The sequence below is a fragment of the Shouchella rhizosphaerae genome (genome assembly GCF_900142675.1).
GTDB classification, from domain to species: Bacteria; Bacillota; Bacilli; order Bacillales; family Bacillaceae_D; genus Shouchella; species Shouchella rhizosphaerae.
In genome coordinates this window covers 71,697-85,339 of the sequence record NZ_FRBS01000007.1, presented here as the reverse complement: position 1 = coordinate 85,339, position 13,643 = coordinate 71,697, and the positions used below count along the sequence as shown (strand labels likewise).

Here is a 13,643-nt window from a genome sequence, read left to right as displayed (position 1 = left end):
AAAAAAATCGATTTGCTGTATGCCTTAACTGTGTATGAAACAGATCTTGTTGAGCCACTTGAGGAAACGGGCTTATATCAACATCTAGGCGATATACAAACAGAGCAAACCGTATCTTTCAAAAAGGCGAGGCTTTTTTTAAATTGATTAAATAAATCGAGAATGATCATCCGCTTTGTCTCTACGAGCATTAACCTAAACTTGCTAATTCCTAACATCGATATTGTTTTCTCTCCTATTTTTAATATTAAGACAGGAAAAATAGGAAAGGGCAAGAAAACATAAGACAAAGGTCAATTCGCAGTTTGATAAAAAGATCAATTGGTAGAAAAGTCCAACTTTAAAGAGCTTAAAGGGGTGGTAGGGTGAACTATTCAAGAAAAATGGTGGAATTGCTTCTTACACAGAAAAATATAAAGCTCCACGAACTATTTAGTTCAGAAAGCATGATTAAAGAAATAGCACAACAATCTTACTTCCGTTTTGAAGAGTGGATGTTATTGATCAAATATATATGTCCCCAAGACACAATTTCAATTATGAATGTTTATGCCCCTAACGTGAACCAAGTTGATGATATACGTGATGCTTTTGAATATGCGACTATTTATGAAAAACTTGACCTTTTAGAGAAACTTCTTGCACTCCATAAAGAAAGAGAGTCTTTACGAGAATGGATTGTTGTTTATGAAATTACTTTTCAGGTACTCTCTGGTTCGATGTCTTTGAAACAAGCATTGGAACAAGTTAAATATCAATATAGCCGTTTGCAACATCCAATAACGCGAATGCGCCTACAATTAATCGAACTAACCACAAACTTTAAATTAGGCAATGTTAGAAATGCCCTACTTTTTGCCGACCAACTGCAACGTGATCTTATGAAATTGAATCCGTGCTACACAAAAAGCGTAACGGCCTCAAGGCTTCTTTTATTAATGGGGCTGGGAAAACTATACGGTGAAGGAAATGCATCAACTGCAGAGGAGTATTTACAAGCAGTTCACTCAATTAAAGTTGCACCAGAACCTGTACGCGCATCTAGCTACCATGCATTGTCAATCTTGTATTCAAAAAAAAATAAAGAGCACTGTTGGGCCTACAGAAAAAAATCGATTATCCATGCTAAACAAGCAGAGTTACGGGATTATATTAAAGCCTTGGAATATCACAAAGTTCCATTTATAAAAAATTTGCACGGCGAAATGTTCGAATTAAATAATACGATTCCAATAGAAGAACATATTCATCAATATGTTATCCGAAATAACAACGAAACAGCATTAAACCTTATTCACAAACTTGAAAACGAGGGAAAACAAAGCCCTTTCATGCTTTATTACAAAGGCAAAGCTACTAAAGACGCAAACCTATTAATGGAAGCAATAATGAGTTTCTCCACAAACGGGAGAGCAGACGTTGTCCCTTTTATTAAAGAAGATATTGCTGCTTTATAGGCAGTAGTGGATATGTTGATGACGAGCAGGAAGACTAACAGATAAGGTTGTTGTCTTTGTTGGCGTTTGCGACAGCCTGCTATATTTTCTGTTTTTCTTCATGCGGGAAGTTGTCTCTCTTCACCATTGAGATTTGCCAAGAAAAAACAAACCTCTATGGGCGTGTACTCGTGTTTTTCTCATTGCAAACAAAAGCTACTTTTTCCCAACTGATTTCTATTGTGTTCTTTTTTATAATGGGCTTAGAAGCTTAATAACAGCCAAGTCTAACACCATTTTTCTTTTTAGGAGGATGGCTAATGAAAAAGACTATTGGTACGTTGATTGTGGTGACTATGATGGCAATGGGGGTTTCATCTAAAGTCGCTGCATCAGAAAATTCCGCCGAACAGGAAGGGTGGAGACTCGTCTGGAGCGATGAATTTGACGGCAATACTCTTGACCAGAGCAAGTGGCGATACGACATTGGAAATGGCTATCCAAATTTGCCTGGCTGGGGAAACGAAGAATTGCAATACTACAGCGATCACCCGAAAAATGTACGGGTGGAGAATGGCGAGTTAATTATTGAAGCTCATCAAGAAACTGTTTCCGACCAATATGGTACCTATGGCTATACATCAGGAAAAGTGTTAACAGATGGCCGCTTTAGCCAAACATACGGGCGGTTCGAGGCAAGAATGCGTTTGCCTGCCGGACAAGGGTTTTGGCCCGCCTTTTGGATGATGCCACAACATGACCGTTATGGCGGTTGGGCCGCATCAGGCGAAATTGATATTATGGAAAACGCAGGCGCTACGCCACATAAAGTCGGAGGAGCGATTCATTACGGCGGCCCTTGGCCCGACAATCGATTTTCTGCGGGTGATTACTATTTCCCAAATGGGACAAACGCTACTGACTACCATGAGTACGCGGTCGAGTGGGAGCCAGGTGAAATTCGCTGGTACGTCGATGGGAACTTGTACCTGACACTAAACGATTGGTACACAGTTGGAGGCCCTTACCCCGCACCCTTTGACCAAGAGTTCTATTTGATTCTCAACCTTGCTGTTGGCGGTTGGTATGGCGGCAACCCAGATGGCTCTACCCCATTCCCTTCCACCATGGCCGTTGATTATGTTCGCGTGTATCAGCGATAGTATTAAAGCTAGGTGGCTTAAATGAGTTGCCTGGCTTTCACTTTTGTTTATGGCTAATATTAGATGTCCATTGATTTCAATTTATTTTATTCAATGATCCCCTTTTCCTTTAATAACGTTTCAAAATTTCCTTCTCGTATCACCCCGTCACGAACATATATATATACTTTCTGTTCCCCCTAAATCTTCCCCTTCTGGTAATTCTTTAGATAGAGCGACTACTGTATCCTGCATGGTCTTTTGACTTCCAATGAGCTTTCGATACACCTTAATCCAATCTCCTTTATCGACTTCATCCCAAGGAAATTCGATTGAAGGAAACGCTTTAGAAACAGCTTTCCACCTTTCCATCGTATGTTCTGTCTCTTCTGTAGGCGTCAGCACAATATCTTTCACGTTTCCTCTCTGTTTATAGCCACTATAATCAATTTCCATGCGAAGGATGTCTGCAGTAGTAGCATACATTTTCAATTCACTTTCCTCTGCATGCATTTGCTGTCGTTCTTTTTCTTGATATTGTAAATACCAAAAAACTAAGACTCCTACACCGACAACCATTATTGTCACGAGAACTCTCCATTTCCATTTTGTCATTCTTAACGCTCCGTCCCCATAACTAATTTTCCTCATTATATCGTTTGTTCTGTTCAACTAATTTCGAAACCGTGACATCTTCCCCAATTTGGTTGCGAGTGATATACTCCTGTAAAGCAGGATAAATTGCCGTATTAGAATCCTCACCGCTTCCCCTCAAACTTCCACTGACCGTTTGCCAGTCTTGATTTTGAATCGCTGGAAACTAGCACTTTGTCGTTTAGACGTGCTGGCAAAGGCTATTCTCTAATTGCTCACGCTTTTCAATTGATTTATGCACTAGAATGAAAAACGATCGTTCAAGTTTTGGATTGCTGATGAAGGAGGAAAGGAAGCCATCTGACCTCCCTAAGTTGTGTTTCTTATTAAAATTCGTTCTTCTCTCGATTATTTCCACAAACATCTCTTCCGCATGTGACACAGCAATCCTCACTACTCTAACCTTCTCTGATCTGGCGCCTCAATTCCACTTCAAGAAATTCACGGAAGTAGTCATTGTGTACAGATTCCTTATATAAATATAATTATTAATCCTAGAAAGATCATTAAAAGAAAAAGTCCGCATAGATCGCTTCGACGATTTCTGCATCATTGATTTTCCATTCTCTGTCCTCTTTTGTCATCTCGATATCGATAAAATTGAGGTTTTCATGAAGCGGGTTTACTTTTTGAGGAACTAATCGGTATTTGACTGTTCCCTCTTGGCGTTTGACCTTCGAGTAAAGGACACAATACTCATTATTAGCAGACAACCCAGCCTCAGTTTTTCTTAAAAAAAATAAATTCATGCTAATAGACTGGCCTGACTCAATGATTTTACTCACTTTGCCTTGATAATCTTTAGTGAACCATCTCTCATATTCTTTTTCGACCATACCTTGGATCGGTTCTTCATTACCTTCTTCTAGCAATATTTCACCCGTTTCAAAAGCTGATAAAAATCCTTCTAATACTTCTAGACTCTCTTTTTCTGCTGCTTTCGCATTTAAAATACAACCTGTAGTAAATAAAAGTACCATACCAAATAAAATAGGCAACCGTATTCGTCTCACTTGATCACTCATTTCCTTATTACTTTAAAAGGCTAGCGTCATTTGATCTCAAAAAATACTACGTAGCAAACGTCCCAAAGGCTTTGTTGCTGAAATTCATTTGATAACCCCGTTCTCCTTTAACATTTCTTCAAAATTCCCTTCTTGTATAACTCCATTCTGAACATATATATTTAAACTCTCTACACCACCCATAGTTTCTCCTTCAGGCAACTCGGAAGCTAGAGACACAACTACTTCCCTCATTTCTCCTTCACTCCCAAGAAGCCTTTGACATACTTGAACCCAATCTCCTTCTTCTACTTCTTCCTGTGGAAATTTAATTGATGGGAACGCTTGAGATACAGCTTCCCATCTTTCTATGGTTCTTTCCGTCTCTATGGTAGGCGTTAATACTATATCTTTTACAGTTCCAGTCTTCTCGTAATTACGGTAATCAATTTCCATACGAAGTGTGTCGGCTGTACGTATATACAGTCTTAACTCCCTTTCCTCATCTCGAAGCTGCACACGTTCCTTCTCCTGATAATTCCAATACCAGAGGGATAAGGCCCCTACAAAGACGATACTCAATATAATAAGGAGTTTCCATTTTCTTTTTTTCATTTCATCGCTCCGCTTCTATTCCTTACTTTCATGACGCTGTTTATTTCTTTTTACTAGATCCTCCACCGTATCATCCTCCCGAATGTCTCCACTTATAATATACTCTTGCAAACTTGGATAAATGGTCGTCGTTGAATCATCACTGCTTCCTCTCAAGTTTTGACTGACCGTTGGCCAGTCTTGATTTTGAATCGCTTCTTCTGGATACTGAATGTTTGGATCAATTCATTCTCGCTCGTGTCTACATCTAAGTACAAAGTCCCCGCTGTGTAACTATATTTGTTATGCAAAGCTCGATTAGCCTCTGTTTTTCCTTGTTGGTCTTTGTTCCAAAAATAGAAGGCAATGCCTACGCAGAGGGCGAGGACAACGGCGATAGCGATTACAATTATCCAGATTCGGTCAAACTGACTCCATTTCATCAGGTAGATGGTTTCTGCTTGCTTTTTCTGATAGACCTCTAACATTGAAAAAGGAAGCCATCTAGCCTCCCTAAGTTGTGTTTCTTATTAAAATTCGTTCTTCCCTCCACAAACATCTTTTCCTCATGTAGCACTAACAATCCCCACTACTCTAACCTTCTCTGATCTGGCGCCTCAATTCCATTTTCTTCAAGAAATTCGCGGAAGTAATTCCTACGTATCATTCCTTTGTAAATATAACTGTTGATCACCATTGACTCAGGCGTTTCATTTGTAGCTCCCTCTGCAAGTTTTTCAGACGCTTCTTCCATATCAAATCGATTATTTGCCAATGTGTTATAAACCTTGAGCCAGTCTCCTTCTTCAACTGCGTCCTCTGGATAATCAATTGTTGGAATCACTTCGGCAATTAATTCCCAACGTTGTAAAAGCTCATAGGTAAGGTCCGTTGGCATTAACTCAATATCATTGGGATCTCCTGTTTGATCATACTCACTCGTGTTTGCCTCCATATGCAAAGTCCCCCCTGCATAGTTATATTCCTCAAGCAAGGCATACTTTGCTTCCGCGTCCTTTTCTTGTTGGGCTTTGTACCAAAAATAGAAGGGAATGCCTACACATAGGATGATAAAGACAACTAAAGCCATTAGAATTTTCCATTTTCGGTTCATTACTTTGGCTCCGTTTCGTCAGGTAAATGTTTTTTTGCTTGAGGTCCTACTAATTCAACAGTTGTTTTCCCATCTGGTAAATTGCCATCGATGATATATTTATATAGATCATCGTTGATTTTGTTAATTTCCCCTGTGCCTTTAAAAGTTCTTCACTAATCTTGGGCCAATCATGATGATCAATTGCCTCTTTTGGATAAGGGATTTCAGCGTTAATAGCATTCACTTCTTCCCACCTCTCAAGGATATCAAAAGTATCTTCAGTCGGTTGAACAGAAACATTCAGTTCCTCACGCTCTCCCACAACCCTTAAAGGCGAACGCTTCGTCACGTGCAACTCCATTTTGAGAGCACCTGCAGTCACTTTTGCTTCCCCTATTGTTAGTTGATGGTTGATCTCCTCTTGACCAATTTGAGGGCTTCTACCCCAGGGATTTTAATATCGAGTTCACTTAGTAGAAGTTTCGAAAAATCGTGGAATAATTCTCAATAATAGCAGGTCCTAATCAGCAGTAACTTCTAACACATAAGCATTATGTATAAATTAGATTTCTCTATCGCACAGAAGCACTTAATTGTCAAGATGGCTTCATAAACGCTATTAGATCCTAGTACATATTTTTTCACTGACTTCTTCCTTCTCCCGGCCAAACATAAATCACTGAAAAGACTCCGCTTTCTCAACCACAATCCTATCCTTTGGAATTGTCTTCGCATTCACCATTTCTGACTCTCCCCCTTCAAGCACCGTAAAGGAATAACGTTCATCATCCAAGGAAATAAATTCAGCACTACCTTCTTCCTTTACAATCATAGTATAAGAATGTTGGTTATCGTGTGAATAGAAGACCCACGCCATCCCGGTTTGCTCACTCAAATCGACCTTGTCCCCTGACTGCACAACATAATAACCTTTTCCCAATTCCGAACTCACTACCTGTCCAATAAAAAAATAATTTTTTGGGTCTTCAATTAAAAGGAACGTATCCCCTTGGCTGGTTTCAATCTGCTCCACATTGCCTTCCACCCCTTCAGTAGAGATGTAATGGTGGATGGCTGCTTCTTTTTCTTGAAAATATTCAGTTTCTGGAAACTCAACCTCTTGCTGCTGTTCCTGATTAAAATCGCAGCTTGCCATCATAGACACGAACCATATCGAGATGATCAATTGAAAGTAAAAAGACTTTTTCATTAAGCTAACACCTCCTTATCCTATTACAATTAGTACCTAATTAGAGACTAACAAATCAACAATAACCAATAGAATCGTCAGCCTTAAGCTTCATCAATTCGACTCCGTCTTATCATCGAGACGTTGATTTTCTTGAGTTCCTGCTATCCCCCTAATGGTCTTTCCTTCTGGCAATTCACCATTAACAATGTATTTATAGAGATCAATGTGGATTTCATTAATAAACACTTCTGCTTTTAACAATTCATCGCTAATTGTGTACCAATCGTGATGCTCAATCGCCTCTGCCGGATAGGGGACATCTGCATTGATTGTGTTCACTTCTTTCCACCTATTTAGGATGTCAAACGTTTTTTTAGTAGGTTGAAAGGAAACATTCAGTTCCTCTCGCTCTCCCTCTAAGCTTAAAGAGGAGCGCTTCGTCATGTGCAGTTCCATATTGAGAGCTCCAGCGGTCACCTTGGCTTCCCCTAAAGTGATTTGTTGGTTAATTTCCTCTTGTCCCGCTTGATACCTTGACATTCGATCGATTGTTTCCAGCCCAGGGATTTTTTTGCTAAGTTCGCTCATGATCATTTGCTCCACCTCTGTGCTAAGGAAGTCGGCATTGTAACGTGCTTTTTTTTGGTTGAGTTCTTCGTTTTCTGCCATTTGTAACCCAAGAAAACTTCGTTCTCCCGTATAGTATGTGACTTCTGATTCATTCATGCGGACCATAGGAACGGATTCCATCTCTAAAAACTGTCCTCTTGTCCATTCTGTTTTTTCATTTTCGATCATCAAAATCGTTATATTGGTTTGAAAAGAAAGAGAGAGAGGCCCTTCACTTGCCTCATATTTGATATTCTCCACCCGAGCAAACAAAGGCTTTCCTACTCCTCCAATTTCCTCACCCGTTTCTTCTCTTACTTCGATAATGGCTTTTTTATAGTTATACAGCACTTCTAAATAAGCCCGCAGCTTTGCTGCATCCTCCGAATCAACATCATGCTCATCCGGTCTTAAATTCCCCCGATACAAATACGCTTCTACGAGGGCGATCTCGCGGTCTAGAGCATCCTCGCTTGCGAGTACTTGATGGTTTATTCGGTTTAGTAAAGCATCTGAGCCGTCTCCAATCATTCCGGTCAGTGCTTGCATGTCTTTGCGGATGTCACCGTCCAACACCTCACTCTGTATATACTGGTACAGCAACTCTCGCTCAGCATAGTTGAGGGCTTCGCCGCTTTCCATTTTGATGAGCAGGCTGGTAATCAGGCTCTTGTCTTCGAAGATCGCTTGTTTTAGCTGTTCGACGTTTAAGGTGGCGAGGTTTTCGCCATTTTGGCCGAGTCCGTTTGTGAAGGCGTTCAGGGCGGAGTCGAGGGCACTCAAGCCGGTTTGTGCGGCGGAAAAGTCGGCTTTTGCGGTTGAGTCGGCTGTGACCATGCCGTCCCAAAAGCGGTGGATGGCTTGGAGGTCTCCGTAAATGTCGCCTTCTTCTACGACTGCAATGTGTGGAGGGGAAAAGCCTCGTTTCGCCAATAGTTCTTGCGCGCCTATTCGGACGGAGTTTGCACGAAATACGCTATCCATGTAATCTGCCATAATCTGTTTGTATTCCTCAATTAACCGGTTTAGTTCCTCGCGGTCGGCGCGGTGGTTGCCCACAGGATCACCTTCCTCCTATTGATTTTATAGAGCACGGAGCTTGCTTTGTGTACTGGCGATGTTGGCTTTGACAGAGTGGATCGACGCTTCGTTGGTGGCGATTAGGCGCTCTAGTTGAAGGGTCGCTGCCTGTTGTTGTTTAATCTCGTGTTGGATTTGCCGGGCTTGATGCTCTAGTTGTTCGATCATTTCTTGGATGTTTTGTCCTGTCGTTTGTTGGGTCATCCGCCGGGATTGTATTCGCTCTTGGATCTTTTCTAATGCTCGGCTTTCCAGTTGGCCCGTTTTGACGAATTGGACTGTGGCCATGGGAGATGCTTCGCCGCTAGTCAATTCCTCGAGTCGCGCTTGTTCAAATGCGATGTTTTGTTGGTATTGCCGAAGTTCTGCTAATTCTTGTTCTAGTTTTTGGATGGCCATCATGCCGCTGTCGTAGCGTTGCTGGTAATCGGCATTTTGCCGGTATAGCGATTGTAACTGGGAATGGTTCGCTGACAAGTGCGCGTTTAGCTTTGTCAGTTCTGCCTGTTTGTCCATAGTACCCCCCTTATCGGCTTATTGGTCGGCTAGATAATGGTCGACTTTCGTTTCAAATTTGCTGCTCATTTCTTCGTCTGTCTCGTTTATCTGCTCGATGGCTTGGTCGAGCGTTGCTAGCATTGCTTCCATCAACGCCTGCGTTTGTACAAGCGCCTTTCTCAAGTCTGCGCTTGCGAGGTCGTGCTCGGCTTTGGCGTCTCCTTTCCAATCGGACACAGCGTCGATTAAGGCGTCTAGTTTGCTAATCGCTTCTTCCATCTGTTCGCCTGGGATTAGTCTCGCTTTCTCGATTAAGCTTTGTACGGCAGCGGGGTCGACTTTGATTTCAAGTGACATGTGTTCACCTCACCCTGTAAATGGTTCAACTTCATTGATTTTTTGTTGGAATGTCGCAGCGGCTGCTTGTAATTCTTCTAGCGACAGGGAAAAGCGGGTTAGGAGATATTCTTTGATTAGCGCGCTGCTTTCCGCAAAAGCGTCAGCGGACTCGCCTGTAAAGATGCCCTCACTTTTCATCAGTTCAAAAGGTGTAAAAAAATCAGTCAATATGCTGGTGACTTCTTCTAACAGCTCTGCATACGTGTCGTTTAACTTGTTTAATTGCTCGTCGCTTATTTCAATTTTGTCTGGGCCGACCAACATCGTCTCTTCACCTCTATTCTCGCTTGCATGTCCGTATTTTCTGTTTTGACAAAAACATGGTTATTCGTTCATTTGCGCGGTTTTAGGAATAATATAAATCAATAAAACAGAAACGAGCACGGTGGCCACAGCTGCTAATATCCATGGCAGCACGTTTACTTTTTCTTCTGCCTGCACCACTTGGCGGACCAACTCTTTTTCCTCTGTAAACAGCCCGGCGCTTGCGGCGAGGTTTTCCTCGCGGTTTGCATCAGCACTACTCGCAAACAGGCTATCTTGCAGTTCCGCGTATGTTTCTTCCAATGGCTGAGTAAATGTGAGTATTTTTTGTTCTTCAGGCACTCTAATTTCTCTTTGCTCTGCTTCTGGTTTGTACTCGCGGAGCTCTAACAGCACTTCCCGCTCTTTGTAAACACCAGGTTCCACACGTTCTTCTTCGGCAAAGCTTGGAGTTGCCAAGGACAAGAGCAGCGTGACGCATGCTCCTGCCCCGGCAATGATGGCCTTACATTTCATAATCGTCATCCTCTTCTTTTCGGCTGTTCACGACCAAATGGCGAATGATTGGCAAAGCAATCGTTGCTGCTGCAATGAGAGCCAATGGGATCATGCCTGCGAGAAACGCATTTTGCGGGCTCGCCTGAATGGAAATGTATAGCTCCGCAATTGGGTTATTGGTACGGAAGTTTGGCATCGCCATATCAAGAAGCGGGCTTGTAAAGAATAGAATGAACGCGACACTAAGCAGCCATCCGACCCACGGGCCCGCCATAAAGGCAACGCGGATAAGGCCAGCTGTCGCCAAAATCAAGAGGACGGTAATGATCGTCCATTGAATCGATTGGCTCTCGCTCATTGTGTAAATCGTCAGTCCATAAATGCTGATGACTAAACCAACAATGATCGATAAAATGCTAAACAACGCGATATTAACGGCAATTGGCACAGAGCTATAGTGGTGTGTCAAAAAGCCGATCAGCAAGCTCGACAATAGTACGATCACAAGAACAATGATTGGCGGCGTCATTCTTTCTGCAGGTCCTGTTACTTGCTCGCCGCTTATATCAACAGGGCTAGAAAGATGGTTATAGACATAGTCATTATGGTGCCCGTCTGACAGCGCGTTGCCAAGAATCGTGTGAATGTCCTCGTAAACAAGTTCAGTTGTTTGGACATTGTCCGACCATCTCGAGTTTAAATCATCGGATTTGGCTTGGACTGCCGTCACATTGTTGTGTAGGTCTTCTGTTTGGGCAATAATATCGTCTTGGCGGTTGCTAAGAGATTCAACTGCTGCTCCTAATTGTTGGACTTCGCCTAATGACATTTGTTGATTGGTCACGACCATTTGCCCATTTAACCCTTCGACAGGCGCTGGTTCTGTTTCAATCGCTCCATAGCTTTCAGATAAGTTCGCTCCAATAGCGTTGCCCGTTTCTGCAATCGCCGCCACTTCTTCGCGAATCGCTTGTTGTTCTTCAGCAATTGCTTGTTCTAACTCGTTCAGCACGTTGTTTGCATCGGCGATAAATTGATTAAATTCTGCTTCTGCTTCCTCAACCGATTGTTGGGCTTCTTCCAATTGCGTTCGCTTGCCCATAAACGAATCGACTGATTGCCGCGCCTCGTCAATTTTTTCCTGAACCTCGCGGACACGGTTGTCTTCATCGACAATTTGCTTAATCCGGTCTTGATTCAAATAGCCTTGCTGACTGTATGCCCAATCCAATTTGGCCAGCTCGCCGTAATAGGTAAGCAGTTCACGTACATTTGTTGACTGAATCGGACTGTTAATAACGGACGGAGATGCGCCTATTCGGTTGAAAACGGCTTGTTCTTGCTTGTGCACTTCCTCGATGACTGGATCAATCACTTGCGCTTCCAGTTTCTCCACATACTTTTCCAAACGCGTTGCATAACGTTCCAGTTTTTCGACGTATTCGAGGAACGCCTCGGTCACTTCTCGATGGTCATCGATTTTCCACTGTGCCACTTCTAACGTTGGTTCCATACTTTCAAGAAGCTCCATTGCTTCTTCCCAAACGATTTGCAGTTCTTCAGGCGTAAAAGTGACAAGTTGGGCATGGTACGGCGTAAAGGAGAGCGCTTCTTCTCTATCTTCTTCTTGTTCGCCTTCTCCTGCTGGTGGCTCTTGCTCAGTATCCCCGTCGCCATCTCCACCGCCATTGCCGTCTCCGTCGCTATCTTCAGGAGGCTCTGTTGAATCTGGCGGGGGTTCCTCTCCACCGTTCCCATCATCATCGCCATCTCCTGGTTCTGGTGGCGTAGGCTGTTCATTATCGTCGCCGTCACCGCCATCGCCATCTCCGTCCCCATCGCCTGGATCAGGTTCTGGTGGCGGCGGCTCTGGAAATTCAATTTCTTCAGGGTTTAACTTGCCGACTAGCTTTTCAATTTCGGCAATCGTTTCTTCTGCGTCTTTCAGTAGGTCTTCGTCAATCGGCTCTAGTGTTTCCTCTGGTTGTTCAGGGCGAGGGATGTTCTGTGGTGGCCGCTCGTCCTTTGACAAATGGCGGCGCACATTTAACGTTTGCCGGAACTGCGCTTCTGCCCGTTCTCCTTGCGTCGCATTTGCATATTTTCCAATCAGTTCAGCCTGTGCATTTGGCAGCCGATCGACGGCTAGATCTTGGGCAGCATATACTTGGTTTATTTCGCTATTAAACCCATTCATTTCGCCATTAAACTTATAGGCGCCAATTGCCCAATCATCAAACAAAGAGAAAACTTTGTCGCCTTCATTGGAAAGCTGTGGCGCAAACGCATGCTGGCCTTCCTGGACGTTGCCGCTTCCTGCCTGCAATGCCTGTTGGTAGTCAGCCACTGCTTGGTTGACAAGCTCCCCATTTTGAGCGTTCGCCTGCACCATCATCTCCGTTTGCTCATTATGGTAAGCCATGTAGGTATCAATCGCATTGGTAAGTTCATCAAAGCCAGCTTGCGCTTCTTCTAAACTAGTACGAGAGCTTTCCGACAAATTGACAGTGTCCGAAGAAGTAGCGAATAACTGGTCAAGACGACCTCGCTGCGTTTCAATTTCATCTGCCAATTCTTGTGAGCTTGGCGAGTAAAATGAATACATTTCATTTAGGAAGTCAACTTCTTTTTGTAGCACTTCATCAAAGTTGTTTCGAACTCGGTCGACTTCCTCAGACACATAGCGCCAATATTGGGTGCTAATTTGCTGGTTCATTTTTAGTTGGGCACTCTCTAGCTCTTTTTGCACCCGTTCTTGGTTTTCAGCATTTAAGTTATTATAAATTTCGTATTGTACACTGGCTCGGTTCGGCATTGAATCTTGAAAGGACATAATGTTCTCGGAAAAAGAGGAATCAATATAAACGATCGCATCATATTCCTGATTCGCTAGTCCTGCTTGGGCAGAGGCCCTGCTAGCCACTACCCATTCGTATTCCGAGTCATCTTGCAATGTTGGCACAATATCATTTCCTAAAATAAGGGGATCATTCTCCTCATATTGGTACCCTTTGTCCTCATTGACAATCACGATCTTGCCAGACGCTTTTTTTTCTTCACGCATCGGTTCTTTCCCGATGTACTGAAAAAAGGCAAACGGTACGGCGATGATGATTGCCACAAGCACCAATAGTTTTAACATATGTTTTTTCTGCAATTAAACCACCTCGCTTGTTC

General features: G+C 42.9%; 15 protein-coding genes. 2 read left to right on the top strand and 13 right to left on the bottom strand.

Features of this window, described 5'->3' with window-relative positions; all coding sequences use genetic code 11:
* The first annotated feature begins 365 nt into the window (after nucleotides 1-365).
* Nucleotides 366-1,457 (top strand): AimR family lysis-lysogeny pheromone receptor, encoded by a 1,092-nt coding sequence (locus tag BUC05_RS18660; RefSeq protein WP_011245559.1) that lies wholly within the window; start codon nucleotides 366-368, stop codon nucleotides 1,455-1,457.
* Nucleotides 1,458-1,756: 299 nt separating this feature from the next.
* Nucleotides 1,757-2,599 (top strand): glycoside hydrolase family 16 protein, encoded by an 843-nt coding sequence (locus BUC05_RS18650; RefSeq protein ID WP_035205073.1) that lies wholly within the window; start codon nucleotides 1,757-1,759, stop codon nucleotides 2,597-2,599.
* Between the two features lie 147 nt (nucleotides 2,600-2,746).
* On the opposite strand, the gene BUC05_RS18645 is transcribed toward BUC05_RS18650, so the two are convergent.
* From BUC05_RS18645 to esaA, 13 genes are all read right to left on the bottom strand, one after another.
* On the bottom strand, nucleotides 2,747-3,193 hold the full coding sequence (locus BUC05_RS18645) for a hypothetical protein (protein ID WP_179289824.1): 447 nt from the start codon (nucleotides 3,191-3,193) through the stop codon (nucleotides 2,747-2,749).
* A 545-nt stretch (nucleotides 3,194-3,738) separates the two neighbouring features.
* Nucleotides 3,739-4,257, bottom strand: coding sequence for a hypothetical protein (locus BUC05_RS18635; RefSeq protein WP_142237592.1), 519 nt, complete (start codon nucleotides 4,255-4,257; stop codon nucleotides 3,739-3,741).
* Nucleotides 4,258-4,341: 84 nt separating this feature from the next.
* Nucleotides 4,342-4,851 (bottom strand): hypothetical protein, encoded by a 510-nt coding sequence (locus BUC05_RS18630; RefSeq protein ID WP_073305700.1) that lies wholly within the window; start codon nucleotides 4,849-4,851, stop codon nucleotides 4,342-4,344.
* Nucleotides 4,852-5,003: 152 nt separating this feature from the next.
* Nucleotides 5,004-5,318: a hypothetical protein gene (locus BUC05_RS21655; protein ID WP_035205081.1), complete on the bottom strand. Its 315-nt coding sequence runs from the start codon at nucleotides 5,316-5,318 to the stop codon at nucleotides 5,004-5,006.
* A 101-nt stretch (nucleotides 5,319-5,419) separates the two neighbouring features.
* Nucleotides 5,420-5,944, bottom strand: coding sequence for an Asp23/Gls24 family envelope stress response protein (locus BUC05_RS18620; RefSeq protein ID WP_073305699.1), 525 nt, complete (start codon nucleotides 5,942-5,944; stop codon nucleotides 5,420-5,422).
* Nucleotides 5,945-5,993: 49 nt separating this feature from the next.
* Nucleotides 5,994-6,308 carry a hypothetical protein gene (locus tag BUC05_RS18615; RefSeq protein ID WP_073305698.1) on the bottom strand — a complete coding sequence of 105 codons (315 nt, stop codon included), beginning with the start codon at nucleotides 6,306-6,308 and terminating at the stop codon, nucleotides 5,994-5,996.
* 294 nt (nucleotides 6,309-6,602) lie between these two features.
* Nucleotides 6,603-7,136, bottom strand: a complete 534-nt coding sequence (locus BUC05_RS18610) for a hypothetical protein (protein ID WP_063608790.1) — start codon at nucleotides 7,134-7,136, stop codon at nucleotides 6,603-6,605.
* 93 nt (nucleotides 7,137-7,229) lie between these two features.
* Complete coding sequence (locus BUC05_RS18605; RefSeq protein ID WP_073305697.1) at nucleotides 7,230-8,786, bottom strand: hypothetical protein; 1,557 nt, start codon at nucleotides 8,784-8,786, stop codon at nucleotides 7,230-7,232.
* 24 nt (nucleotides 8,787-8,810) lie between these two features.
* Complete coding sequence (locus BUC05_RS18600) at nucleotides 8,811-9,323, bottom strand: hypothetical protein (protein ID WP_035205097.1); 513 nt, start codon at nucleotides 9,321-9,323, stop codon at nucleotides 8,811-8,813.
* Between the two features lie 18 nt (nucleotides 9,324-9,341).
* Nucleotides 9,342-9,662: a WXG100 family type VII secretion target gene (locus BUC05_RS18595; RefSeq protein ID WP_035205098.1), complete on the bottom strand. Its 321-nt coding sequence runs from the start codon at nucleotides 9,660-9,662 to the stop codon at nucleotides 9,342-9,344.
* Between the two features lie 9 nt (nucleotides 9,663-9,671).
* The gene (locus tag BUC05_RS18590; RefSeq protein ID WP_035205099.1) at nucleotides 9,672-9,968 is read right to left on the bottom strand and encodes a hypothetical protein; all 297 of its coding nucleotides are present in this window, start codon (nucleotides 9,966-9,968) and stop codon (nucleotides 9,672-9,674) included.
* A gap of 60 nt (nucleotides 9,969-10,028) precedes the next feature.
* Nucleotides 10,029-10,484 (bottom strand): YueC family protein, encoded by a 456-nt coding sequence (locus BUC05_RS18585; protein WP_035205100.1) that lies wholly within the window; start codon nucleotides 10,482-10,484, stop codon nucleotides 10,029-10,031.
* On the bottom strand, nucleotides 10,474-13,623 hold the full coding sequence (gene esaA / locus BUC05_RS18580) for a type VII secretion protein EsaA (protein ID WP_051881248.1): 3,150 nt from the start codon (nucleotides 13,621-13,623) through the stop codon (nucleotides 10,474-10,476). Before esaA ends, BUC05_RS18585 begins: the two co-directional genes overlap by 11 nt.
* Nucleotides 13,624-13,643: the final 20 nt, after the last annotated feature.